This window comes from Reticulibacter mediterranei (genome assembly GCF_016587455.1).
In genome coordinates this window covers 4,129,263-4,154,555 of record NZ_BNJK01000001.1, presented here as the reverse complement: position 1 = coordinate 4,154,555, position 25,293 = coordinate 4,129,263, and the positions used below count along the sequence as shown (strand labels likewise).

23 protein-coding genes are annotated in these 25,293 nt (G+C 52.7%); 6 read left to right on the top strand and 17 right to left on the bottom strand.

The features are described from left to right. The first annotated feature begins 1 nt into the window (after position 1). Positions 2-544, top strand: coding sequence for a GNAT family N-acetyltransferase (locus K3T83_RS17940; RefSeq protein ID WP_220204326.1), 543 nt, complete (start codon positions 2-4; stop codon positions 542-544). Here the strand turns inward: K3T83_RS17940 and K3T83_RS17935 are convergent. Both K3T83_RS17935 and K3T83_RS17930 read right to left on the bottom strand, forming a co-directional pair. After that, positions 539-1,333, bottom strand: a complete 795-nt coding sequence (locus K3T83_RS17935; RefSeq protein WP_220204325.1) for an SDR family oxidoreductase — start codon at positions 1,331-1,333, stop codon at positions 539-541. The two genes, K3T83_RS17940 and K3T83_RS17935, sit on opposite strands and share 6 nt — an antisense overlap. Positions 1,334-1,457: 124 nt before the next feature. Further along, a complete protein-coding gene (locus K3T83_RS17930; RefSeq protein WP_220204324.1) occupies positions 1,458-2,312 on the bottom strand; it encodes an SDR family oxidoreductase in 855 nt (284 codons plus the stop codon). A gap of 169 nt (positions 2,313-2,481) precedes the next feature. Between K3T83_RS17930 and K3T83_RS17925 the strand changes: the two genes are divergently transcribed. Further along, positions 2,482-3,327, top strand: a complete 846-nt coding sequence (locus K3T83_RS17925) for a MerR family transcriptional regulator (protein ID WP_220204323.1) — start codon at positions 2,482-2,484, stop codon at positions 3,325-3,327. A gap of 77 nt (positions 3,328-3,404) precedes the next feature. On the opposite strand, the gene K3T83_RS17920 is transcribed toward K3T83_RS17925, so the two are convergent. From K3T83_RS17920 to K3T83_RS17870, 11 genes are all read right to left on the bottom strand, one after another. Beyond that, the gene (locus K3T83_RS17920) at positions 3,405-4,274 is read right to left on the bottom strand and encodes a class I SAM-dependent methyltransferase (protein WP_220204322.1); all 870 of its coding nucleotides are present in this window, start codon (positions 4,272-4,274) and stop codon (positions 3,405-3,407) included. Between the two features lie 159 nt (positions 4,275-4,433). Further along, positions 4,434-5,624 carry a hypothetical protein gene (locus tag K3T83_RS17915; protein ID WP_220204321.1) on the bottom strand — a complete coding sequence of 397 codons (1,191 nt, stop codon included), beginning with the start codon at positions 5,622-5,624 and terminating at the stop codon, positions 4,434-4,436. 491 nt (positions 5,625-6,115) lie between these two features. After that, the gene (locus K3T83_RS17910; protein WP_220204320.1) at positions 6,116-7,126 is read right to left on the bottom strand and encodes a Gfo/Idh/MocA family protein; all 1,011 of its coding nucleotides are present in this window, start codon (positions 7,124-7,126) and stop codon (positions 6,116-6,118) included. Between the two features lie 59 nt (positions 7,127-7,185). Next, positions 7,186-8,253: a helix-turn-helix transcriptional regulator gene (locus tag K3T83_RS17905; protein ID WP_220204319.1), complete on the bottom strand. Its 1,068-nt coding sequence runs from the start codon at positions 8,251-8,253 to the stop codon at positions 7,186-7,188. A gap of 41 nt (positions 8,254-8,294) precedes the next feature. Then, entirely contained in the window at positions 8,295-9,320 is a 1,026-nt protein-coding gene (locus K3T83_RS17900) for a Gfo/Idh/MocA family protein (protein ID WP_220208253.1), read from the bottom strand. A 284-nt stretch (positions 9,321-9,604) separates the two neighbouring features. Then, a complete protein-coding gene (locus tag K3T83_RS17895) occupies positions 9,605-10,354 on the bottom strand; it encodes a sugar phosphate isomerase/epimerase family protein (RefSeq protein WP_220204318.1) in 750 nt (249 codons plus the stop codon). Further along, positions 10,351-11,358, bottom strand: a complete 1,008-nt coding sequence (locus K3T83_RS17890; RefSeq protein WP_220204317.1) for a Gfo/Idh/MocA family protein — start codon at positions 11,356-11,358, stop codon at positions 10,351-10,353. Before K3T83_RS17890 ends, K3T83_RS17895 begins: the two co-directional genes overlap by 4 nt. Before the next feature lie 36 nt (positions 11,359-11,394). Continuing rightward, positions 11,395-11,778: a cupin domain-containing protein gene (locus K3T83_RS17885; protein ID WP_220204316.1), complete on the bottom strand. Its 384-nt coding sequence runs from the start codon at positions 11,776-11,778 to the stop codon at positions 11,395-11,397. 29 nt (positions 11,779-11,807) lie between these two features. Then, complete coding sequence (locus K3T83_RS17880) at positions 11,808-12,476, bottom strand: GntR family transcriptional regulator (protein WP_220204315.1); 669 nt, start codon at positions 12,474-12,476, stop codon at positions 11,808-11,810. Positions 12,477-12,721: 245 nt separating this feature from the next. Then, positions 12,722-13,849: a hypothetical protein gene (locus K3T83_RS17875; protein WP_220204314.1), complete on the bottom strand. Its 1,128-nt coding sequence runs from the start codon at positions 13,847-13,849 to the stop codon at positions 12,722-12,724. Between the two features lies 1 nt (position 13,850). Then, on the bottom strand, positions 13,851-16,130 hold the full coding sequence (locus tag K3T83_RS17870; RefSeq protein ID WP_220204313.1) for an AAA domain-containing protein: 2,280 nt from the start codon (positions 16,128-16,130) through the stop codon (positions 13,851-13,853). Positions 16,131-16,733: 603 nt separating this feature from the next. On the opposite strand from K3T83_RS17870, the gene K3T83_RS17865 reads away from it, so the two are divergent. Next, positions 16,734-17,705, top strand: a complete 972-nt coding sequence (locus K3T83_RS17865; protein WP_220204312.1) for an isoaspartyl peptidase/L-asparaginase family protein — start codon at positions 16,734-16,736, stop codon at positions 17,703-17,705. Between the two features lie 74 nt (positions 17,706-17,779). On the opposite strand, the gene K3T83_RS17860 is transcribed toward K3T83_RS17865, so the two are convergent. After that, positions 17,780-18,940, bottom strand: coding sequence for a protein kinase domain-containing protein (locus tag K3T83_RS17860; protein WP_220204311.1), 1,161 nt, complete (start codon positions 18,938-18,940; stop codon positions 17,780-17,782). A gap of 163 nt (positions 18,941-19,103) precedes the next feature. Continuing rightward, positions 19,104-20,192 (bottom strand): ROK family protein, encoded by a 1,089-nt coding sequence (locus K3T83_RS17855; protein WP_220204310.1) that lies wholly within the window; start codon positions 20,190-20,192, stop codon positions 19,104-19,106. A gap of 410 nt (positions 20,193-20,602) precedes the next feature. Here K3T83_RS17855 and K3T83_RS17850 point away from each other — a divergent pair, with 410 nt between their 5' ends. After that, the gene (locus K3T83_RS17850; RefSeq protein ID WP_220204309.1) at positions 20,603-21,115 is read left to right on the top strand and encodes a hypothetical protein; all 513 of its coding nucleotides are present in this window, start codon (positions 20,603-20,605) and stop codon (positions 21,113-21,115) included. A 1-nt stretch (position 21,116) separates the two neighbouring features. Here K3T83_RS17850 and K3T83_RS17845 read toward each other — a convergent pair whose 3' ends face one another. Further along, positions 21,117-22,268, bottom strand: a complete 1,152-nt coding sequence (locus K3T83_RS17845; RefSeq protein ID WP_220204308.1) for an ABC transporter ATP-binding protein — start codon at positions 22,266-22,268, stop codon at positions 21,117-21,119. Between the two features lie 259 nt (positions 22,269-22,527). On the opposite strand from K3T83_RS17845, the gene K3T83_RS17840 reads away from it, so the two are divergent. Both K3T83_RS17840 and K3T83_RS17835 read left to right on the top strand, forming a co-directional pair. After that, on the top strand, positions 22,528-22,914 hold the full coding sequence (locus K3T83_RS17840) for a winged helix-turn-helix transcriptional regulator (RefSeq protein ID WP_220204307.1): 387 nt from the start codon (positions 22,528-22,530) through the stop codon (positions 22,912-22,914). Positions 22,915-22,951: 37 nt separating this feature from the next. Further along, positions 22,952-23,455 (top strand): HIT family protein, encoded by a 504-nt coding sequence (locus K3T83_RS17835; protein WP_220204306.1) that lies wholly within the window; start codon positions 22,952-22,954, stop codon positions 23,453-23,455. Between the two features lie 143 nt (positions 23,456-23,598). On the opposite strand, the gene K3T83_RS17830 is transcribed toward K3T83_RS17835, so the two are convergent. Beyond that, positions 23,599-25,203 (bottom strand): serine/threonine protein kinase, encoded by a 1,605-nt coding sequence (locus K3T83_RS17830; RefSeq protein WP_220204305.1) that lies wholly within the window; start codon positions 25,201-25,203, stop codon positions 23,599-23,601. Positions 25,204-25,293 lie beyond the last annotated feature (90 nt).

Sequence of the window (25,293 nt, the reverse complement as noted above, 5' to 3'; positions counted from 1 at the left end):
TATGATTCTGACAACGCAGCGCCTCCTGCTCCGTGAGATGGAAGAGGAGGATTGGCGAGCGGTCTATGGCTACCAGACCAGCCCGCTCTTCCTGCGCTTCACCCCCTGGAATCACCGAACGCCGGAGGATGTACGCAAGTTTGTGCAAATGTTCATCAACTGGCGCGACGAGCTGCCGCGTCAGCGCTTCCAATTCTCCATCATCCTGCAAAGCGAGCAGCGCTTGATCGGGAACTGCGGCATTCGCGTCAACTCCTTCAATAGTTGGGAGGCCGAGATTGGTTACGAACTGGACCCAACCTATTGGGGCAAAGGCTATGCGACGGAGGCAGCTCGTGCGCTGCTGGCCTTTGGCTTTCGAGACCTGCGCCTGCATCGCATTTGCGCCTACTGTATTGCCGAGAATACGGCTTCGGCTCGCGTCATGGCCCGAATCGGCATGAAGTGCGAGGGCTGCCTGCGCGAGACGGAATGGATGAAGATGCGCTGGTGGGATCGCTTTCTATACGCTATCCTCGACCGCGAGTGGCTCTCCTCCTCATAAGAGCGAGCGCACAAGGCCACCATCGACCGGAATAGTGGTGCCAGTGATATAACTGGCCTGAGATGAGGCCAGGAAAGCCACCAGTGCGCCCAACTCCTCCGGTTTGCCGAGGCGTCCCAGCGGAATATCTTTCGTCTGCCCACTGAGCGCCTCTTCCGCGCTTATGCCCTGAGCAAGCTTTTCCTGCACGCTGGCCCCCTGTAGCAGGCGATCCGTAAGGATGCGACCAGGGCAGACATTATTGATCGTAATGTTATCAGGGGCCAGCTCAAACGAGAGCGACTTCGCCAGCCCGACCACACCAGGACGAATGGTATTAGAAAGCAAAAGCCCATCTATTGGCTGCTTGACTGAAGTACTGACGATATTGATGATGCGGCCTCCCCCGGCCTGGCGCATATGTGGCAGCACGAGACGGATCAGACGGATAGTACTGAGCAGATTCAGTTCAAACGCCTGCTGCCACGCCTCATCATCGAAACTATCAAAATAACCAAAGGGAGGTCCACCGGCATTATTGACAAGAATATCCAGCCGACCAAACTCCTGCATGGTTGTTTCAACGATGGTCGCCAGATCTTCGGGATGCGTCACATCGCAGGGAACGGCCAAAACGCGGCTCTCGCTGGTTTTCCCGATCTCCTGGGCCGTCTGCGTTAGCTTTTCGCTATCGCGTGCTCCAATTGTGACAGAAACTCCTTCATGAGCCAGAGCCGAGGCGCTGGCACGTCCTAACCCCTTGCTTGCCGCCATAACCAGAGCAACCTTTCCCTGTAAGCCTAAATCCATCGTGTTTTCCCTCCCTCGCGTAGCGACAAATCCTTGCGGTTGTCGCGGTAAATATACATATTACGCTTTTTAACCGCGACAACCGCAAGGATTTGTCGCTACGCGGAACATTCAACATAATATTTTATGATACATGTGTGAGCTTGATGCTCTCCTCCCATAAGCGATGCTGGAGGGCTTCGTCATAGGAGATAGGCGCTGATGGGTGTGACTGGCTCTTCTCAAAATACTTGCCGGTCACGTTCGCAACGTCGGACGATGAGGCCAGATACAGCGATGTTGAAGCCCCCTTCTCCGGGCTGATGCCAAACAGAAAGACGACTCTTGCGATTGCGCGCAGAAATGGTCCTATATCATTTTGGCCGAGATTCGTAGTGACAAAACCCGGATGCAGTGCATTCACTGTAATGCCCGTTCCCTCCAGGCGTCGCGCCAATTCGTAGGTGAACAGCACAAGAGCCAGTTTGGATTGCCCATAGACTTTCATAAAGCTAAAACCGTTTTTGGCTTGTAGATCGTCCATGTTGATATAGCCTGCTTCATGGGCATCCGAGCTAACATTGATGATACGAGCCGGTGCGCTGGCCTTGAGCGTATCGAGCAAGAGATTGGTCAGCAGGAACGGGGCCAGGTAGTTGACGGCGAAGGTCATTTCCAGCCCATCCACCGTCTCGCGGCGACCCAACGGAAGCATCCCCGCGTTGTTAATCAACACATGCAATTGCGAAAACTGCTGCTGAAATTGCGCTACAAGTTCACGAATAGATTGTTGAGATGAGAGGTCCGCTAGCAGCAAATGTACATTGCCAGTGCCACTCTGCGCCTGAACCTCTTTCTGCGTCTCTTCACCTTTCGCCTGACTACGACAGACCATAACCACAGTTGCACCCATACGGGCCAATCCCAGAGCTGTTGCTTTGCCAACGCCTGAATTGGCTCCGGTGATGAGGCAAATTTTGCCTTGCATAGAAGTACTCATGTATAGCTTTCGAGTCCTTTCGTTATGTTAGACTACTATTTAATCATATATTCTGGGAGAGCTACAGCGCAAAATGGCGGAGAAACAATATCTGTCAAAAGAGAGATACATAACCACTTGACTCTCACCTTACATGAGGATGTATGCTCCCATTGAGGATGTTTCAGACATGAAAAAATCTATGATGCTCAAGATTGGTGAATTTGCGCGCATTGGCAATGTATCAATCGTGACATTGCGCCACTACGCTCAGTATGGTCTGCTCAAGCCGCATATGCTGGACCCGGAGACGGGCTATCGCTACTACTCGCTCGATCAACTCCCACGCCTGCACCGCATTCTGGCTCTCAAAGATCTGGGCTTTCCCCTGGAACAGATTGCGCAACTATTGGAGGAAGATCTATCGCTAGGGCAACTACAAGCGCTCTTCAGACACAAGCAGGTACAGCTTCGACAGATGATCGACGCAGAGGAGGAGCGCCTCGCACGTGTTGCCACGCGACTTCGCCAGATCGAGCAGGAGGGAAATATGCCAGCATACGATATTCTTTTGAAGCAAGTCGATCCCCTGCCTGTTGCGTCCGTGCGCGCCTCCATTCCATCCATTGCCGATATCGGACGCCTGCGCGAACAACTCGTTGCGTATCTTCATCAAAATAATATGCAGCAATCCGCAACAGATATGATTATCTGGCACACAAGACATGAGATGCGCGACGCAGAGATGTCAGTCGATGTGGAAGCAGCCATCCCGCTGCAAGTTGCACTGCCAACGGGCCATGAGCCGGTCAACATTCGCACATTGCCAGCTGGCTTAATGGCCTGCACAGTTCACACGGGATATGCTCTCTCGCTGGGCCTGGCGTATATTGCACTGCATCGCTGGGTGGAGGAGAATGGATACCGACATGCTGGCCCGCTACGGCAAATACGCCTGCAACATGGAGAACATCTGGAAGCGAACCAGTATGTCACAGAACTACAATTTCCGGTTGAGAAGCTCCCCGTGTCGTAGTCGAGCGATTTATCGCGGTGAAGCTTGTGGTGCGGTTTGAGCCACCGCGATAAATCGCTCGACTACGACATTTGAGTTTATGCGCTGGCGGCTGGTTTTTCGCCTGTGACGGTTTGCAAGAACATCACGGCAGAGAATTCGTTGGACATCATTTCAATCAACATTTGATTGTAGACCTGATCAAATTCGTCGGGGGTTGTAACACCGGTTGCGATCAGGAAAGGTTCCATTAATTTGAAGGCTGTACGCCAGTCTTTCAGGAAAGCTTCGTGCGCCTCGGTGTCCGCAGAATAATCAATCACATGCGCTATCTGTTTGAGATTGACTGCTCCGGCCTCCTGAAGTCGGCGGCGCAGGATGGCGGAAATACCCAGGCGGTGGCCGCGAGAAGAGTAGTTCTGTCCCACCGCTGTCAGCGCACGACTAAATAGCTCGATCATATGCTCTAAAGCTGCGCTGGTGCTTGTGCCAGGCGACTCAAACTCGATCAGGCGAATGATGCCACCTGGTTTTGCCACGCGCAGACATTCACTCATCAGTTGTCGCCATGCGGGAGCAGGCAAAAAGCCGATCATCCGGCTATTAACAAGATCGAAAGAGTTATCTGGATAATCGAGCGGATTGGTAATATCGCTGAGGCTGAAATGTACGTTATCCAAGCCCTGAATCTTGGCTTGCTGATTGGCATACTTGATAATGATTTCGCTGTTATCGACGCCCTCAACCTGCATTTTAGGATGCGCGTAAGCAACTTCCATAGCCCATCCACCAGGACCACAACCCAGATCCAGCACATGGGTAATCCGTGAGAGATCGGGGAGCGCTGCAAACAGACCGCCCATGCCTTTTGTAATGACATGATCCTGGTCAATCAGGCGCGCCATCTCTGCGGCATTTTCGCCATCGATGAAATACGAGTTCTGCTCCTCTGAAGAGTCCATTGACATACTAATGAGAGAGTCCTTTCTATCCGCTGCGTTCTGAATAAACATTGTCTACTGTACGAAGCCAGGAAATGATGATGCCATTGTATCGTTCGCATCAATCATTGTCTACCTGTTTTCTGGAACTTCCCGGCCCACGAAACACATTGGAGAGAAAAGATATCAAGAATGCCAGCTTACATCATCGATATAAACAACGGCATTATAGCCAAATAAGATCAAGCCAACCTGAGAAGCAGAACCCTTGAAGTCTGCCGGCAAGGTAAAGGTAATGGAATACCAGGTATCGTCGTTTTGCACCAGCGTCGTGCCGCCTTTCGTATCGTTGGCCTTGTACCACTTGCCCGTGCTGTCAATGGCGTAGAGGCTGGCCTGCACCTTAGAGCCTTTGTGTTTCATAACGTAAGCGGTAATGGTCTGTCTGGCGGTCAGAGGCACGGGAAAGTTGCTGGTTGCCACACATGGATAGCTGTCCGGGGTATTATCATCGTCAGATTCGGAATCAAAGGAAACCATCAGAGCGTAGTTCCCGTCCTTTGACTCTTTCGTTTTGACGTTCTTTACAGTATTAACGGCATCATCTCCTTCGACGATCTTCCAACCATCCTCTTTGCCGCTCTCAAAAGAGATAGGAGGCGAAGAAGAAGATACGACCGGGACAGCCTCTTTTGGTTGCTCTTTGGCAGGCTGCGCAGTTGCAACGACCTGTTGTGTGGGAGTGGGGGTGGGAGTGATCGTTTGCAGGGTTGCGGTCGGCGTTGGCTGTACAGTGGATGTGCTGAAAGGCGTGACCGTCACCTGCCAGGTCGGTGCCGAAGGAGGGGTGTGCGTCTGCTGGAACACCCAGAAGAGTTCTGCGCCACCCAATGAAATCAGGCAGACCAGAAGGCCGATGAGATATCGACCTTTGCCGCTGGACCAGAAACTATGATGCCCGTCGCTCTGAGGAGGGACCGACAAACGCGGTGTCTCCTGAACTGGAACGGGAGACGCTAGCGATGTGACATCGCTGATCGTGCCTATCTGTTGATGATCCTGTTCGATCTCCTCAAGATCGTTCAGCATGGTCGGAAGGGAAAGGGGTTCATCAATAGGCAGTGGAGAGAACAGAGTTGACTCAATCCTATCTCTGATCTGTGCTCGTTTTCGCGAAAGCCTCGTGCCATCGCTCGACAAATCAAATTGTGATGGAGTATTATCAGCGGGAGCGGGCGCAGGATGTTCCATAATCGGCGACTCGGCGTGATAGATCGTCGGTTCAGCCTCTCTGTGCTCAACAGACGAACCGAGTTCCATGAGAAGTTCTTCTAATTTCTTCTGCTTCGATGCTGTGCCAGAAGAGTCTTCCCTCATCGTTCCATCTCTCCTGAAAAATACTTTTTAAACATAAATCGAATATTTATGAGTCGTCACAGACTTTTTTGAGAGAGTTCCTCCTTGATTGCTCGCAGCTCCGCTGCTCGCAAGTGGTGTGGTGCAGGTGCAGTGGCAGGCGGGCGTGCCCGCCTGCCACTGCACCTGCACCACACCACTTGCGAAGGGCCGAAGGCGCTGAGGTGTACGAGAGCTACAGAGAAAAAGTCCGGGATAACTCATATATGAAATAATATTCGATGTTGTTATAAATTGGAAGTTTCATTTACTGCAAGTAAATCATTATCAATTCAACTGTACCATAGAAAGATGGCACCTGATAGAGGGATAGAGGGAAAGAATTAAGGGAGTTATCGAATAAGATGGCACCTGATGATTGCGCTATTATCCACGATCTAGCACAATCATCAGGTGCCATATATTAGGTTTTGTCAGGCAGGTTTTATTAACGCGTTACATTGAGCGTATGGTTAGAACTCGATCTCCTCCAATGCCACTGTACGCTTCTCTTCCGCCGATTTGTACGCGCCAAGAATGACCTGAAGCACATGAATGCCATCATCCTCATTATGGACCGGGCGGCGTCCCTCTTGCAAGCAGGCGATGAAATCCGCGATCTCGGCATCGAACGTATGCACAGAGGGCAGTTTGACGGTATTGATCACGACCGGATCTTGTCCACGCACTTTGTAGCGCAGATCGCGCCCATCACTGGAGAGATAGCCCTTCTCAGCCACCGCCGAGAAGCGCTCGGTGGTGTCCGCTGGCTCATAGGCCCAACCGGTAACGATGTTGCCAACCGCGCCATTCTCGAAGCGGACCAATACCTGGGCCGAGTCCTCGCCATCCATGAAGCTGAGGCGATGCTGACTGAGCATGGCAGTCACTTCAACCGGCCTGCTGCCAGCCAGGTACAGCAACATATACGAGGGATGATAGCCGGTATCGATCAACTCACCGCCGCCGATGAACTCGCGATGTGCGCGCCATCCCATTGTGCTGGTATTGAAGTTGTGATAAAAGCTATCGGTAGTACGGATTTCGTATACTTTGCCGAACGTGTCTTTCTCAATCAACTCGCGGGCCAGCTTGAGAGGTGGCATAAACAACTGATTATGCGCACACATCAGAGTTACCCCATTCTCAGAAACCGCTTTTTTCACCGCCGCCGCCTCTTCCAGTGTCAAACAGAGAGGCTTCTCACAAAGAATGTGCTTACCAGCATTAGCAGCTGCAACGATAGCACCTTTGTGCAGATGATGGGGCAAGCAGATGTCTACAGCATCGATATCGCCTTCTGCAAGCAGCGTGGGAATATCGCTAAAGATCTGCGCTCCACCAGCCTGCTCCGCACGCTTCTTCGCATTGTCCGCAACCACATCGCAGACAGCGGTGACGCGTGCATCCTCGACCTTGAGGTAGCCATTCAGGTGCGGTTCCGCAATCCCTCCACAGCCAATGAGTCCGATTTTGATGGTCATGCAATTCTCCCCTTTTTGAAAGTATATGAATAGAAAACGAGTTTTTTCATCCAACTTTTTTACCCTAATAACATATAGGGCGCGCCATCAGGTATGCATGGCTCGATTTTGTTTTCGTTAAATGCCTCGTTCGAGGTATCGCGTCGCTGCTGTTCTCGATATTGTAGAGGCGTGATACCAAGCCGCTTCTTGAAGACGTAGTGCAGGTAGTTGCCACTGGAGAACCCATGATTGGCGGCAAGCTGCTCTACCGTCTGGTCGGAATGCGTCAGGGACATACAGACCTGAGCCAGACGGTAACGTTCCAGGTAGCCGCTGAAGGTCTCATTCGCGTATTCACCCAGAATGCGCTGGAGCTGACGGCTACTGATATGCAGGCCATCGGCCACCTCCTCCAGGGTGAGTGGGCGAGCATAGTTATCACGAATATATTGTGTAGCAAGCTGATAACGATATGCCGTCATATCGCGAGCAGGTAGCGCAGGGTGAATCTGAGTCACATGATGCGCCCGTGCGGAGCGAAGCAGGATCTGGATGATCGACTGGCGAATTGTGGTAAACGCACCAAACTCACGGTCCTGCCAGGCTTGATACGCCGTCAAAAACCAGTGCATCGCGTTGTATTGATCGAGCGTGGGAATGGACGACATGGTATTGAGCTGACGAATGCACTCGTCGGCCTCGGCCACCTCCCATTGCTCTCCCCAATAGGTCTCCTGGTCATCTTGCGCAGGCGTGCAAAGCTGAAGGATATCGATATGCAAGCAAAGCTCGTACATATCCTCGTCGGGACCAGCCTCTTGCTGATGAATGACCTCTGGCCCGGTGAGGTAGAACATGCCTGCGTGCAGCGGAAATGTCCCTTCCGCCAACGTGACCGTACCCTTCCCACGTGGGATGAAGTGGAACTCGTAATCGCGGTGCTTGTGGAAGGGAACGACCTGTCGCTCCCCGAAGCAGGTAAGATTACAGCGTAACAATTGGATACCATAGTGACCCCAGCGAAACTGGATGTCCAGCCGATCCAATGCATCCGGTTCATCCTGCATTGGCTCGAAAAGGAACGGGCTGCTGTTGCGCCTGGCCACCAGGTATTGCGATCTGCTCAGATCTTTTGCCGCTCTCATAGCGTTTTCTCCACCCTGGTTCGCTGCTTTACGGTGTCGTCTCAAACAGATAATGTTGCCAGCTTTACCGGCGCTTTCTCCTGTACTGATAGGTTTGCGGCCTCCATCAGTCTCGTCAGATCAACGGCCATCTGGACATTCTCGTTGGCCGTCGTGCCCTGTTGAATATGAGCAACCCATTGCAGGAAAGCCATTGGTTCGTCAGCGGGAATCGTGCTGGTCTGATCGTTCCACTGGCGGCTGCCCTCTTCGCCCAGAACAGTGCTGCGGATCAACAATCTGCTTTCGGGCGTGCCATAAAAGAGACTGCCTGCTGTACCATGAAGCTCTATGGTGAAGGGCGAGAAGTGATTGACGAAACCGGCCTCCACGACACCCAGAGCGCCCTGTGGATACTGCAAAATGGCGACGGCGTTATCTTCGACCTCGCGCCCCGTAACGTAGCCATAGTGCGCGCTGACGCTCTCCGGCAGACCCAGGAAGAACCGGACCAGATACATCGGATGGCAGCCCAGATCGATCAAGGCACCGCCTCCGCACTGTTCCAGATTGAAGAAATGGGCCGGGAGCCAACCATCTGGCTTCTCCGGTGTGCGCAAGGCTCCATCATGCGAGAGTCGTACCCGCGCCAGCGTCAGCTCCCCCAACAACTTCTGCTCCACCACCTGCTTGATCGCCAGGGTATAGTTATGATAGAGGCGCGGAAGCGAAACCGTCAGTTTAACGCCAGTTTTCTCAACAGCGGCCAGGATTTCGTTGCATTCGTGCAATGTGGAAGCAATTACTTTTTCTGTGAAAATATGCTTGCCCGCCAGAGCTGCCGCAACCATGACATCGCGATGCAGATTGGTGGGTGTATCGACAATCACGGCATCGATATCCGGTTGCGCGAGGAGTTCGTCAAGCTTTTCATAAAAGCGAACTCCCAGAGAAGCCGCCTGCGCACGTCCTCGCTCAGGATTTTCATCCCAGACCGCGACAATCTCGGTATCGGGATGCTCCAACGCCTGCTTCAGATAATCGCGTGCGTGAACATGCCAGAAGCTCAGCATCGCAACTCGAATCATCATTGCCTCCTTTGAAATAACGGTGACGCCCCGTGACAACCGCAAGGGATTGTCACGTGAAATATTTGTTTTTGCGCCTGCCCCATGACAACCGCAAGGGATTGTCGCTACATTTGGTAAATGGTTATGAAATTGCGACTAAAACACATCTACTAGTAGTAATTTTAACCACCTGGCAGGTCATTTTTCAATCTTACGTCGCGACAAGATGGGTGTGATAATGCGACATAAAGACTGACATAGCATGATTAGAATGTCTGCTTCACTAACCTCGGTCATCTGCTCTACAGTCGTTGCTTTATAAAGTGAGCGCAGGTCTCCAGTGCTGTTAGCAGGTCGCTGCCACTCTCTTCGTCAGCACAGAGCCAGCCCTCGTAGCCGATCTCGTGCAACGCTTCAAAGACTGGCGCGAAATCGATGTTGCCCTGACCAAGCACTTTGAACGTGTCATCAGCGATATCCTTTATGTGCATATTATCTATGACATGACGATACTCTCTGATGATGCCCGCAATATCAGTGATGCCAGATTTGACAAGATGTGCTGTATCGACAGTGAGCCTGACGAATCGATCATCAGCGGCATCAAAAAAGACGGCGAAATCTTCGCGATACATGACTGGCTGGTTATAATGATGGTGCAGCGATAGAGTTATACCATAGCGCTCCTGTGCCTCCTTGCCAAGATCGGAGAGGAGACGCGCAAAGCCCACGATATCGCTGCTAGACAAGCCTTGCCTGGATTGAGCGTGACAAAAGATGATACGTTCAGAGCCGACGACCTGGGCAAACTGGAACAGGCGGCGCAGGGTCTCTAACCCGGCTTCATCCAATACACCTCCTACAATCAAACCAGAGGCAATGGCGCTGGCCTCCGTTCCCCATTGCTCGATAAAGCACGCAGGCTGATGGAGATACTCGCTGTACTGACCGTACTTCAATTGCAAGCTCTCATAGCCCTGAGAGCGAAAGCTGGTGAAGAGTTGCTGCCGCTGAGTATCGTTGTCCGTTGGCTTAGAAAAAGCGAGCTTCATACCGGCACTCCTTCATTGAAAATGATGGGGCGCTGCTCCTCTGCCGAACGATACGCACCATCGAGCAGCGCAATCGTTTGCAGGTTGTCGCGCCCACTATTGACCGGTTCCTCTCCCTGCTCTAAGGCGGCCAGCAACAGGTTTAAGTCAATGAAGGTTGCCTCCGGCTTATGGGAGCCACTGAGCGGATTTTCCCATTGCAGGCGAGGCTGCGAACTATCTTTCAGATCAAACAGGCTCAGACCGCGATAGGTAAGAACGAGAGCGCCCGTCTCGCCAAGAATGAGCGTTTCGGTTCTTGAAATGGGCGATGAGAAGCTTTCTACATAAGAGGCCAGAGCACCCTGCTTAAATGTGATCTGTACAGCTGCATCGGTCTCTCCAACGCTCTCGATAGTCGCCGATGAGCGGGTCTCACAAATCAGCGAGGTTGCAGTATCTTGCAGCAGCCAGCGCAGACCATCAAGCCAGTGTACGCCCATCACAGAAAGCGCATGTCGTCGGGTCTGGATGCGCCATCCTTTATCCTGACGAAACATCAAATCCTGTTGTACGATATTAACCACACGCCCGATCTGGCCCTGTGCGATCAGTTCACGCGCTTTTTCAAACGGATAGTGATAGCGAAAATTCTGATTAACAGCAAGTTGTACACCCGCCTGAGCGCATGTGTTGACCATATGTTGAGCAACAGTATAAGAATCGGCGAAGGGCTTTTCGACAAAAATATGTTTTCCCGCCGCCGCTAGAGCCTCTACAACAGGTTTACGTATAGGAGTTGGAGTACAAACAACGGCCACCTCCCATTCGGCGTGAGCAAGCATCTCCTCTAAAGAGGCAAACCCCTGAGCAAATCCATACTGTTGCTGTGCCTGCTGCAAGTTTCCGCTATCGGGATCGCAGGCTGCCACTATCTGGATGCGTTCGGAATGGCTCTGATAAGCCTCAAAATGCATACGAGAAACATTTCCACAACCGACAACTGCAATGTTGAATCGTTTCATTGTTGGCTCCTTCGGCTCCTTTTAAATACTAGTCCGTTATGCAATCTCGCCGCTCTCTTCCAGAGTGTTGGTGCGCCGATCTGGAGAAGAGAAAGAGACGACGGCAACGAGCGGTTCACCGGAGGTACAGAGCGCCCAGTGAGGGATATCGCGTGGAATGCGAATCACGCTGCCGGGCGTGAGATGAAAAAGTTCATCACCCAGCTTATGATCACATTCGCCAGAGATGACGTAGAGCAGCTCTTCGCAGTTGGGATGAGCATGCAATGGATTACGCTTGCCCGGCAAAATAGTTACCACACCCAACGTCTGTTCCGCTCCTGGCATTTGCGCTGCTCCCACCAACCATGCAAGATTGCCCCAACTCATGTTTTGCCGATTTTCGGCTGTAACCCTTCTTATAACATCTTGCTCGTTCACTTATTGCTCCTCTCGTAAATGATCACATATTACTCTGTCGCGATGGTGGTATTCTCAATCAAGGCCACGACGGAACGACGAACGCCGTCGATATGCTCCTCTAACAAACGCGTTGCCAGATCCGCGTCGCGTGCTTCGAGTGCAGATAGGATACGTGGCCTTTCGAGTGCAGTGCGCCGAACGACCTGCGGGTCACGGTTCGCTCCGATACGCACAATCTGAATCTGACGTTTCAGGCGATTCAGGGACTCTATCAAAATCTCGTTGCCGCTCAAGAGAGCTATGGTCTCGTGAAACCGTTGATCGGCGAGGCTATAAGCTGCCATATCGTCGTGCTCCAACGCCTCCTGCGCTTCAGCGAGAATGGCGCGTATCCGCTCCAGATCATCTTCAGTGATGTTGGAAACGGCCAGGCGAATTGCCAGCCCTTCTAACGTCTGACGCACCCGATAGAGATCATTGACCTGCTTTGCGGTAAACGTGCGCACAAAATTGCCACGATAGGGGCGGCGCTCGACAAGCCCCTCCTCCACAAGCGACGCAATCGCCTCTCTCAAGGGCGTACGGCTCACCGATAACTCCTGTGCAAGCGTGCGCTCATCAAGCTGCATGCCACCAGGCAACTTCCCCGACTCGATAAGCTCACGAAGTTTATAATAAATGCGCTGATGCAGCGTGTAATGTTCCATTTTATCCATCAAATCGCACTCCTCCATACATTTCTGATTCCCTGACCAGCTATCCACATCTCTATCAGAAGTTTTGTATATTGTATATTGTATACCAGAAGAAAATGAAAAGGCAACGCTGAAATAGAGGAGGAGCGCTTCCCCCTCCCGTAGCGACAATCCCTTGCGGTTGTCGCGGGCCCCCATTCGTGGTGTCGGTGGTGCCCGCGACAACCGCAAGGGATTGTCGCTACGGGAGTATCTATCGATTATCGCTATTTCTCCTCAGATGCTTCATCAGGGGGAACAGGATCGATCTTTTCTTCTATTTTCTCTGCCTCTGGCTCCGCATCCTCGCTCTGTTCTGGCTCTTTTATTGGCTCAACGGGCGCTTCGTCCTCGCCTGAAAGGTGCAGGAAATAGCCATATTTCATATGATAGCTTCCCAGATCTGAGGCGCTTATTTTGCTCGCTTCTGAGTGCAACTCGTCAGCGGGGATCGTTGCGCGCCAGGGGCCATTTTCTAGCCGTTCGATATGAGCAGCGGAGAGACCTTGCTCTTTTTGCCACTCTTCCCACATCGTGGTGAAATCGAGCGGCTCCTGACCAAAAAGCGGTAACATCATTTCAGAGTAGGAATTGACCAGATTTTCGAGGAATTTGTCGCGCTCATCCTCTATCGCCGAAAAGACCATATAATAGGGGGTGGCCTCGACAAGCTGCTTGCGGGCCTCGACGATATAGAGCGGCAGGTATGCGGGAGTGACACGAAGCAACGCGATCTGCTCCATGTCTGCCGGGACATGATACTCCATTCGATCCTCGCGCAGAGCCAGCTCTTTGATCGCCAGTGGGGTCCAGCGCTGAAAGCTATACAGGCGATAGAAGGGGCAATCCGTCCCGCGCCGCTCCTCGACGAAACCTTCGACCTCCATCTGCGAGAGGATCTTCACGCCGTCGTAGTGTGTATTGGGTAGTGGCTTGGAATAAAAACCCTCAAAGTAGAGCTTGAGATGCGTTCTGGTCGGGACGTATTTTTTGCCCTCCTGCACCGATTTGACAGCCAGTGATGTCAAATGGAACTGACCATCAATCCTCACCAGACGACCAGCTATCTCCAGTGAGGCCAGCACGCGCTCAACCAGATCAGGCTCTAATCCCAGGAAATCGGCTAGCATAGCCTCAGAGACCAACCCGGTTTGAACGATACCGCGCTCGATGATCTTTTCAAAAAACGGGTATGGTTGCGCTTCGCCACGAACGCCGACAGCATCAACATCCCAGAGCGGAAATAATATGCCAAAGAGCCGCACAGGGGTCCAATCAGGCAACGCCAGCACCTTCTCGACGATCTGCTCAGGAGTTGCGAAAGGTCGGATCACAGCAGGGTTTTCCACACTCATCCTATATCACCTCTTCTTCTATCCGTGCGGACTCTATCCGTGCGGACTCGCTTTGCTCATCAGGTGCCACAGCCTGCTCCTCTGGTTGGTCTGGCGGCAACTCTTCTTTCCCCTCTTCGGCAGGCAATGGCGAGGTATTAACACGGACCTCTTCCGGCGCACTGTTCTCCTCTGCTTTTTCGACAGGTTCAGCACCCTCCTGAACCGGTGCAGCCGGGCACACAGTATGCGCGGCATCGATTGGCGAGGACCAGAGCTGCGCAAAAACGCTGCTGGTAAGTTGGATTGTAATCTCTGGCGTCTGTTCGGCATCAGAGCACGTTTGCAACACGGCTTGCACGGCTTCTTTATCGAATGGTGTTACCTGATCGGGATTGCCCACCAGTACGGCTCGCCTGGCCTTCACCAGCAGAGGTAGCAGATCTGGCAATACCATGCCGCCCGCATCTTCGACAATGACCAGATCATACGTGATCTTCGTCAACTCTTTAGCCGCAACAATATCAGAGTATGTACCACCAACAACATCGGCATAACGCAATAGCTCTGGATAGACTATTTCCGCATATTTGGACAGTTGGGAACGCCACTCCTGCAAAAGATCGTGCCGTTGCTCCAATAGCGCTCTCGTGACTGTATACCAGTTGAGATAGTGTTGCAACGTCAATTCGCTGAACGGCTCAAGTGGCGGTTGCACAGGCACAAGTTCGCGTACGGTATCTTGCAAGATCGTGGCTGCTTTTGTGGCTTCAGCCAGCGCTGTTGCATACTCGGCCTCGATCTCCTGGATACGCTGTTGACACCAGACATACTCCAGATCATCGCGAACTATTTGCAACATCGTCTCCTGAGCCTGCTGATACATCCGCTTTTTGGCCTCGTACTCCGCCTGCAAGCTGTCCACCACCCCTTGTTGTCGCTTCAGCCAGCCCTGGGCCAATTGATCAACGCCATGAAAGAGGCGGCCAAGCGCTGGCTTCTGACGCTCATTGAAGGTCTCCAGCCTGTTTTTTTGCTGGGCCAGATTCTCCTCTAATTGCTGCACTGCCGCTGCAAGCTCCAAAAGTGTAGGCATGAATGGTGTACTGATAAACTGCTCAATCGTACTCATACGCTGACGCAGGAGCGAAACTTGCTGCTTCGTCGCCTCGTCGCTCAAGGTGGCCATGTGGCGCTGCAAACGCTCTATCCACTGGTCGATAGTTTTCTTCGAGACAACCAGCCTGCTCAGTGGCGGGAGCGCGGCCTCAGTTTTTTCCAGGATTTGCCGCCTCATCTGCCTCGCCCACGCTTTTACCGGGCGAGCGCCTGTACTGTTGGTAGATAGCTCATCCTCTTGTTGATCCAGGCGCAGGCTCAATAGTTCATCTGGCAACCGTCCCAATACGTCCTCAAGCCGTTGCTCAGTCGAGGTTGCCAGCAGGACATGCTGCTTTTTGGCGCTACAGGCGTGGATCAGTTCCGCTATCGCCTTGATATGCTCGGCTGCGGGAGCTGTGTGAATCAGGAGCAGGTCAGGCACCGACAGCCCCTTTTGCAGGATCTCCTCTTGCTCACTGCTCAGCTCTCCCGCTACCAGAGGAATAGTTGCCTCTTCGTATGGTTGATAGCTGTGATCCACCAGCACCGTGAGCAAATAAGGATTGGCCGCTTTCCCCTCTCTCAAGAGCGCTACGGCTGCTTGTTGAGCGGAGAGAAGGACCTCGTTCGTTTCGTTTTTCAGTGAATGGGTTAGCTCAAGCAAGGATGCAGCCAGATCGAGATACCGTTCATGCTGCGACGGCAATAGTGAATGAGCCAATACAGGAGCAGCATCTCGTCGAGCTAGCTCACGAAGCTGCTCAATCTGTTCTTGCAACAGTTGCCACTCTTTCTCGATCACCTGCCAGTGGCTGCTCTGGCCGCTGGGGATCTCTTTCTCCTGCGTACAGAGATGCCAGCGGGTAGCAGAGAGCGACAACGATCCCTGTGCTAAGCGATCATACATCTGTACATTGACAGGCTCGATCTGCTTGATACGATATCCATTTTTAGTCTCTTCTATTTCGTCTAGCTCTAGAGAATACGACGGCGTATATAAAAACAGTTTATGAGGATTTTGCTCATTGTCAGCAACCACCGCAGGAACACCACTCTGATCGTTGAGTAGATTCATATCGACCTCTAGCTGGGTCGAATCAGGCAGGTGTGGATAGTCTTTTTGGCTCGCTTGTAGCGCCTGTGCAACACTGGCAGAGATAACCAGAAAGACAGGGCCAATAGTAACCGTACGTTTGTTCAATTCACGCCCCTTATTGATGCCTTACGAATACTACAACTGAAATGCATACTCCTAGACACTTCCACATAAGAATACTGGATATGTATGAAACGATAATGAAGACGCGATACTATGAGTCATCCCGGATGGTTTTGTGGCGACCTCTGCCCGCACTGCTCGCCGCACAGCGGCTCGCTGATTGAGGAGATGGTGGCTGGAGGCGGGCACAGCCCGCCTCCAGCCACCATCTCAACCACCACGAAGCGCCGAAGGTGCTGAGGCGTGTGAGAGCCACAGGGAAAATGTCCGGGATGACTCATGAATTATTAAATTCAGCATGTGCAAAAATTACAGAACGTAGGACAGGCTGGCACAACACCTATCTTGCATGAATTCAACGCAGGGTACAACCCGAGGGTTACAAATACACCAGTCCGTCGCCTGAATAGCCTATAACAGCACAGATCTTCTTTTTGGAATAACCTCTAGTTTTCGATTGAATATCCACAGCATTTATCGATATACTCTATTGTAGCGTCTATTGATGAGGCGAAACAATCTGCTAGCCTGCTAGAGAGAGGCGACAGGTGGTACAATGCCTGTACATCAATTGGAGGAGGAATTATGCCTGTAACGATCATTGTTCATGGGGGCGCGGGAACGCTGACTCCTGAACGCATAGCACCCACGCAGGAAGGCTGTAAAGAGGCCGCGCTGACTGGGTGGCATATTTTAACGCAGGGCGGAACCGCCCTGGATGCTGTCGAAGCGGCAGTGCGCGCCCTGGAAGATAATCCCCTGTACAATGCTGGCGTCGGCTCCTGCCTGACAGCTGAGGGCAATATCGAGATGGATGCAGGCATTATGGAGGGGCATAGCTTGCAGGTCGGAGCTGTAGCCGGAGTTGAACTGATAAAAAACCCGATCAACCTGGCGCGCAAAGTGCTGGAGAGTCCACACGCCCTCCTGAACGGACGAGGTGCGCGCGAATTTGCCCGGCAACACGATATTCCCTTCTGCACCTTTAAAGATCTGTTGACTGAGCGCCAATATCAAAACTGGTTAAAGGTGCGCGCCGAACAGGGCATCGACGAGCAGGAGCCGCGCTATCATCGCCGCGAAATTGGCAGGCTGGCAGCACGTATACCAAAGGAGAGGCGCGAGAAGAACTTGCAGGAGCCACTAGAGAAGAAGCATGGCACCGTAGGAGCGGTGGCTATCGACGAGCAGGGCCGCCTGGCAGCCGCGACCTCGACGGGCGGCATTCACAATAAATATCCGGGAAGAGTGGGAGATTCGCCGCTGGTGGGCTGCGGCTTCTATGCTGATGATAACGCGGCTGTTTCTTGCACAGGTTACGGAGAGGATTTCGTGCGCCTGATGATTGCGAAACGTGCGACAGATGCGGTGGCGCGAGGAGCAACAGCGCGCGATGCTGCCGAAGCGACCATAGCGCTGCTAGGAGCAAAAGCCAGCGGAACCGGCGGCCTGATCCTGGTTGACCGCCACGCCAACGTCGGGTTCGCCTGGAACAGCGAGCATCTGGTTCATGCCTATATCACAACAGGAATGCAAGAACCAGTCGCAGGAGTATAAGCGACAGAGAATGCTGACCAGCCAGCAATTGATCATATCGTTATGATCGAGAAACGCTTATTCACCCCCCTCGATTAATGGAAAACGGCACGAGACAGGAAAAAGCCGACGATAAAGAAGATCGCAAACAATGCCAGGCCAAGGCCAATCAAGACGGGCAAATTGAGCTTGCGCTCCTGACCAGCCGGGGCCACCTGAGCATACGCAGCCTGACGTGCCGTTGCCAGCTTAGCAGGCAAATCAGCCACCGTTGCGGAAGAAGGTAATGCCGCTTCCATGCCAGTGAACGGGGCATGGCCTTCGGTAAAGGGAGCCGCCGCTCCGGTCTCACGTACAGCAACTCCAGCCATTTGGCCGCCCATCAAGGGTTGAGAGCGCGCCGCTAATTCATCCATGCCGGTCATACTGGTGGTCACGACTATTGGTGGCTCCAACGCCTCAGCCAGCGGCTTTAATTCGGCATAGAGCGCCTCGGCAGTTGTAATATATTGAGGATGCTGACGTACGATCGCGCGAGCAACGATATTGCATAATTCCGGGGGAACGTTGCGCTGAAAACGCAGGCGACCATCGGCGGGAGGCTCGACGGAAACTGCGCCCGGAGTACGAGCAGTGAGTGTCTGATAGAGCAGGAGGCCAACAGCACGCGCATCATCGGCGCGGCGCTCATCGGTCAACTGGCCCCAGGGAAGCTGAGCATCGGCCAACGCACGACCATCGTTGCCAATCACACTCCAGGTTGTGAAATAATTTGTATCGCTGGGCAGAGCAAAGTTGCTGACACGCACCAGCCCCGAACGGTCACGAATCACCGAAGCAGGAGTCAGATCGCCATGACAGACCTTGTGCGAAGGAGTGCCGGCATACATGAGGGCGCGGCATACCTGCACGCCAAAATCGGCTACCTGATACGGGGTGAGTTGCGTTTGCAGTAGGGTGCTAAAATCGTCGCCGTCTACATATTCCTGCACAAGATAGAAGGCATCAGGCTCGATGATAAGATCGTAGACGCCAATAATATTGGGGTGAGCGAATTGGGACGTTAAGCGCAGGGCGGCTCGATAGGTAGCCGTCTGCTCGGCAGCAGCGACTTTGACGGCTACAGGACGCTGTAGCACCTGGTCAAAGCCTTGATATACAGCGCAAATCTGTCCCTGCTTCACCAGGCGTTGCAGCAAGTAGCGCCGCTGAATGACCCGGCCTGTTTCCACCATAAGCCTCTCAAGATTATTCATCCATATTCATCCTGCATCCATATTGGGGTACAGATCCCCATCGGCACGCTGAGATTCTTGGAGTAACTATAAAAGGGCGCAGACTCCGCCCGCATGCAAAGGATGCTGAGCAATGGGCAACGCGCAGGTTTCTCCTCGCCAGCACGCGAAGAGCCCTGAGCAGTTATACGTCCTGTAAAGCCAGCGTAACCGCGCCCAGGATATTTGCTTCCGACCCCAGACTTCCCTGAACCACGCGCAATGATTGTACAGCTGCCGGCAAACAGAGGTGCTGGAGTCGTTCCTGCAAAGGCTGAACGAGCAGATTGCCGGCTTTGGCAACAGATCCCCCCAGGATAATCATGCCCGGGTTTACTACATGAACGATGTTGGCAAGGGCAATTCCCAGATAAGAATGAACCTCGTCAATGATATGCTGTGCAACCCTATCGCCGCTGGCCGCAAGCCGAAACACCTGATCGGCAGTGAGGCGCTCAGTGCGACCACCCGTGAGCTGTTGTAGCGCAGCCACCGTTTCAGGATACTCAACAGAAAGACCAATCATGCGGCCAGCAATGGCGCGGGCCGAGGCGACCGCTTCAAGATGTCCGTGATGACCACAGGAGCAAGCGGGGCCATCGTCTCGTACCAGCATGTGACCGATTTCACCAGCGGTACAGGTCTCTCCATGATAGATCTTGCCATTGACCACCAGCGCACCACCAATTCCGCGTCCCAACCCGACATACAGCACTACCCGCTCGCCGCTCCCGACTCCACGCTGCACTTCTGCCAGAGCAGCAGCATTTGCATTGTTATCAATTATACAAGGTACATCAAGCCGCTCAGCAAAATAGTCCTGTAAGGGAAAATTGTCCCAGCCGTGAGCATGATACAGGGTGCGCACAACGCCACGAGTTGAGTCCACCAGCCCACCAACGGCCACGCCAACGCGCAAAATACGACCATCCTGTAACCGTTCATGACCTGTCACGTCGGCCAGCATCTCATCCAGAAGTTTCAGAACCGTTTCGCTATCAGGAACGTAGTCCAGGGGGCGGCGAACGCGATAGAGAATCTCTCCATCCAAATTTGCCAGCGCCACCGATTGGCGAGCGCCGCTGCCACTCACTTCAATGCCGACAACATAGCCCTGGGTTGCCAGCAGCTTCCCGGTAATGCGCTGCGAACCCTGTTGTGAAACATGTTGGACGTTCTGCGGCTCGGAATTGGGAGTCCCAGCTATTGATCCAGAAGGATGCGGTCGAAACATGATGCGCTCTTCCTTTCCTGGTTTTCATTCTCTTTCAATCCGTTATGAGACTTAAAAATGAATGATGAGAGCGTTCCCATCAGACATTGTTAACCTCCTTTGAGGGATCGCCTGGCATTCGCACTAACAGGACGAAGTTGATTGAGTCGTACAAATACTGGGACAACCTGAGACAACGGGTTCAGTATATCATACAGAAGATGTAACGCAAAGTACGCTAGGATGCCAGTCCCAGATTTTCCCTGCATGGGTCTTTTTATTTGAGATCACGCCAGAATTTGTACATCCGTGAAACGATACAGGAAGATTCTCCCGGTTGCGCGCTCTCCTTCCTGTTGCTACAATACACCATGAGAGAATCACGATTTTGCGAACGCAACATATACAGAGAGAAGCAGGGAGTTTTTCACATGGCAACTTCGCCAGCGGCACATAGCCAGGAGTTTATCGGGCCAGGATTGAGCCGCTTCAAATTGAGTGTCACTATTATAGGACTGGTCTGCATCGTTGGCATCGTGCTGTGGATCACTCTGCGCCAGATCCAGCAGGGCGCAGTTGCAACGGCCATTGGCAGCACAATAGCAGCCCTTCTTTTTATCCTCGGCTTTATTTACTATCTCCGCATCATCGCACCCGTACCTTTTACGATCACGTTGGAACCAGAGGCACTGGTCAAGCGAGACCGCCGGGGCAACGTGATTGAGGTACGCTGGGAAGATCTGACACGCGTCAAAGAAGAATTTTTCCCGAATGGCAAACGTATTAGCGTCATCGCCTATCGCAAAGTGACCGCACCAGACCAGAAAGCCAAAGCCTGGGCCGTCTATCGCGACGATGTGACGGACCTGGACGGCCTGGCAGCGGCATTGCACGAGACCATTCCAGAGACATGTACCTGGGAGAGCGAGACCGTCCACGAATAATCTAGGTATATGCGCTGGCCTCGGTCGCTTTAAAAGCTGCATAGATCCGTTGTTGTTGCAATCTCAAACGAGTTGCGGAGACTTCGGTGATCTCAGCGGTAAGCGGCGGGAACTTGCTCCCCAGCCCATCCAGCGCAATACTGACGCGGACATATCCATCGCGGCTCTGCACACCACCCGAACGCAGGCGCAATACCTGAGTGATAGTGCCGGGAAACAGGTTGCGAGCCGATGCATCTGGGGGTGATTGATAGAGGGTCACACTGCGCGGATTCACTACAACATATGCCTCCTCTCCAATATCTGGTGTTGCCTCCTGTCCCTGCTCAGAGAGAGCCGCGAAAATCTCAAAGGGCTGGTACTCGCTGTTCTGCAAAGCGATAACGCAGGTGCCATCGGCCTCATAGCGCACGATGCGGCCACGAAAGAAATTGACCCCGATCAGTTCGGCGACATACGAGGAGCGCGGATACTCCAACAAATCGCGCTGATCCCCCTGCTGAATGATGTGTCCATCGTCGAGTACCAGGATAGAGTGACCAAAAAGCAACGCTTCCAGATACTGATGCGTCACCATGATCGTTGTAATATGCAGTTCGGCCAGAATATGTTGTAGCTCCTGGCGCACCTCGCGCCGCGTCTGCACATCAAGAGCGGACAGCGGCTCATCGAGCAGCAGCAGTTGTGGTTGCAGTGCCAGCGCACGAGCAATCGCCACCCGTTGCTGTTGCCCACCGGAAAGCTGCGCCGGTTTACGCATATCGTAGCCAACGAGATGTACCCGATCCAGCGCCTCGCTTACTCGCGCACGAATGAGACGGCTCGGGAGGTGTTGCGCACGCAAGCCAAAGGCGACATTCTCGAAGACTGTGAGATGAGGAAAGAGAATATAATCCTGAAATACGTAACCAAAGGGCCGCTCCTGGGGCGGAACCACTATTTTTTGCTCGTTATCGAAATAGGTGACAGAATCGAGGGAGATATGGCCCTGTTGTGGATGTTGCAGCCCGGCCAGCAGTCGCAAAACAGTACTTTTCCCGGCACCGCTTTCTCCCAGCAGCACAGTCGTCTTGCCCTCCGCTGCTGAGAAGTTGAGCGAGAGGTGAAAGCTGTCGAGGTAAGTATCGAGTGAAACACGCAAGAGTGAGTTCATAGATCTCCTTTTCTTCACTGAGTATAGCAAATTGATGAATTGATATCAAGTGAAAATATCATAACGTGATAGAAAGGACAGGTAAAGCTATACGAGAATCAAACGACAATTACTATTACAGATCATTACTTACTTTTTGTCGGTAGCATTGCTTGCCTTAGAAAGAGAAACATGGTATACTTGATGGCACATAATACTGGTAGTGGTCGTATTCTACACTGGTTTGTTGTGCAGCGAACCCGAAATGGTAGGAAAATTTATGGCAACTCAATCGAGCGAAACAACTGAAACTTTGACACAGGCGAATGCTATAACTCACATGTGTCCTCGCTACGAACACGCAATTCAAATCCTGGGTAAACGCTGGACGGGACTTCTGCTATCTGCTCTGATGGGGGGGCCAAAACGCTTCTGCGAATTAACGGCGCTGGTGGAGGGACTCTCTGATCGCGTATTGAGCGACCGTCTGCGTGAACTGGAAGCAGAGGGGATTGTCAATCGCATCGTCTATCCACAGATCCCGGTCCGTGTTGAGTACCAACTCACTGAGAAGGGGCACGCCTTAAAGCCGGTGGTAGATGAGATCCACATCTGGGCGGAGCAGTGGGTTTGTCTTGAATCGCTCTCATGTTCAGAAAAGAAGTGAGAACCATAGCCTGATGTGGCTTGCGTAGAGGATTTGTATGGAGAACTTATGGGCACCCTGGCGCATGGCGTTTATCACTCCAAAAACGCCGCCACCGCCGGGGTGCATTTTTTGCACGCAACCAGCCGAGCAGCATGATGATGCCCATCATATCATTCATCGCGGTGAGCATTGCTTCATGATGCTCAATCTCTATCCCTACAACAACGGACACCTGATGATCGCGCCTTATCAGCACATCGGCGCGCTGGAAAAGCTTGATGCCGCTGTCCTTGCCGATCTGATGAGTCAGGCGCAAATCGCGTTGAAGGCCATAGGCGAGACGATGCATCCCGATGGTTTTAATATGGGCTTTAATCAGGGCAAAGTAGCTGGCGCAGGCTTTGCTGAGCATATCCACTTTCATATCGTTCCCCGCTGGAACGGCGATACCAATTTCATGCCTGTCATTGCCGATGTGAAAGTGATGCCAGACCATCTGGATAATGTGTATCGCCAGCTGAAAGAAGCAGTTGAGAAGGTGATAGCGGCATCTTCATAACCAAACTGTCGTTATGAGGATGATCGGCACATCTGTACAATCCTCCGGCCATGATCGTGTATAGCAGGGGCGAGGACCAGCCATCGCCCCTGCTATACACGATCATAGTTTCCCAATCGTTTTGCCGGATGCACCAATTATTTTCATTTACATGGCTTGCATAAGAGCCAGCAACAGGTTCTCGGCGTCGGTGTTGGCGTCGGTGTCGGCGTTGGTGTTGGCGTCGCCGTTGGCCTGGGTGTTGGTGTCGCTGTTGGCTTCGGTGTTGGCGTCGCTGTTGGCCTGGGTGTTGGTGTCGCTGTTGGCTTCGGTGTTGGCGTCGCTGTTGGCCTGGGTGTTGGCGTTGCCACTACAACGGGTGTGGGCGTTGTTTCCTGCGCCTGCGCAACGGGTGTATCCTGAGCTGCCGGATCTTCTGTTGGGGTTGCCTCTACCGTTGCAGTGGGAGTTGCCTGCTCTGGCGTCTCAGTTGCAGTGTTATTCTGCATAACCGGGGTTGCGGTCTTCTGCTGTTCCACTTTTGACGGGTTGTTCGCAAGAGGAAGCAACATAGGAACAGTCCCGGCAGTCAACACCGCCACGCAGACCAGCGCAATGATCACCCATCCCAACCTGCTCACCTTCCTTTTTGGCAACGGCGGTGGCATACTCGCCTCTTGTTGCCATTGTGCTGGATAGGCACCGACAGGCGACGATTGCCACGCCTGCCCACTACTCACAGCCATTGGCTCCATCGCATTTGCATACACAGGCTCTACGGGCATATTCCATTGGGCAGAAGCCATCGTTGCAATTCCGGGCATCGGAGCATCCATGTTCATCGTTGCATCCATCGCACTGGTCAGTGCAGCATCGATCGGTTGCATATATGCTTCAGCAGGCAAGCTACCGCCTGGCAGAGCGGTATTCATCGCCCCTGCCAATTGCTGCTCAAGCTCTGATGCTGGTTCGCTGCCCATTATCTCCATTGAAGGAAGCGCTGATACCTTGAGCGACAAGGCTGTCAATCCTTCGATGAAGGCGTTAATACTAACGTGGCGCTGGGCTGGATCAGCTGCCAGCGCTTTGAGTACCGCAGCATCTATATGCTGAGAAATGCCAGGAACTAGCTGTGTAAGCGGAACAGGCGCTTCTCCCTCTGGCACATATCCCGTCAAAATTTCATAGGCAAGGCAACCAAGCGCATATTGATCGCTCTCTTTCCTGCGCTGACCAGTATGCTGCTCTGGTGTTATATAGTGCGTCTGGGAAGATGTGATGGTATAGGCGAGCAAGGTCGGTACGGGAAAGTCGGCGAGTTGGGCATGGCCGTTCGCATCGAACAGGATATTTTCAGGCTTGATGGCACTATGCAAGACGTTCCAGGCGTGGGCATACGAAAGCGCCTGCCCGATTTGCACAATAATGGGCAATGCTTCACCTAAAGGGATACGTCCGGGAGAGGCAGAAGAGAGGCGGGTTCGTAGCGATCCATGCGGCATATACTTGCTGACAAGAATAGGATGCCCCTGCACAATTTCTGCATGCAAGAGCGGCAAAATATAGGGATGATGCAGTTGCTTGAGCGTATATACTTCCTGTTGAAAGCGTTCCTGCTCATGTATTTGCTGAAAATTAACAGCATTAAATATTTTAAATATAACCTGATCTTCAGGCGTATGAACAGATTGTGCGAGCACCAGTTCAGTTGCCGACCCCCTGGCAAACTGTGCAATGGACTGGTACTCCGAAAATAGTGATGAATGCATCTCGAAAACCTCGTGGCGAAGGGAGGCATGCTAAAAGCTCACCGCTGATGGGCGATGACATGGAACATGCATTATTCATTTTATATACGA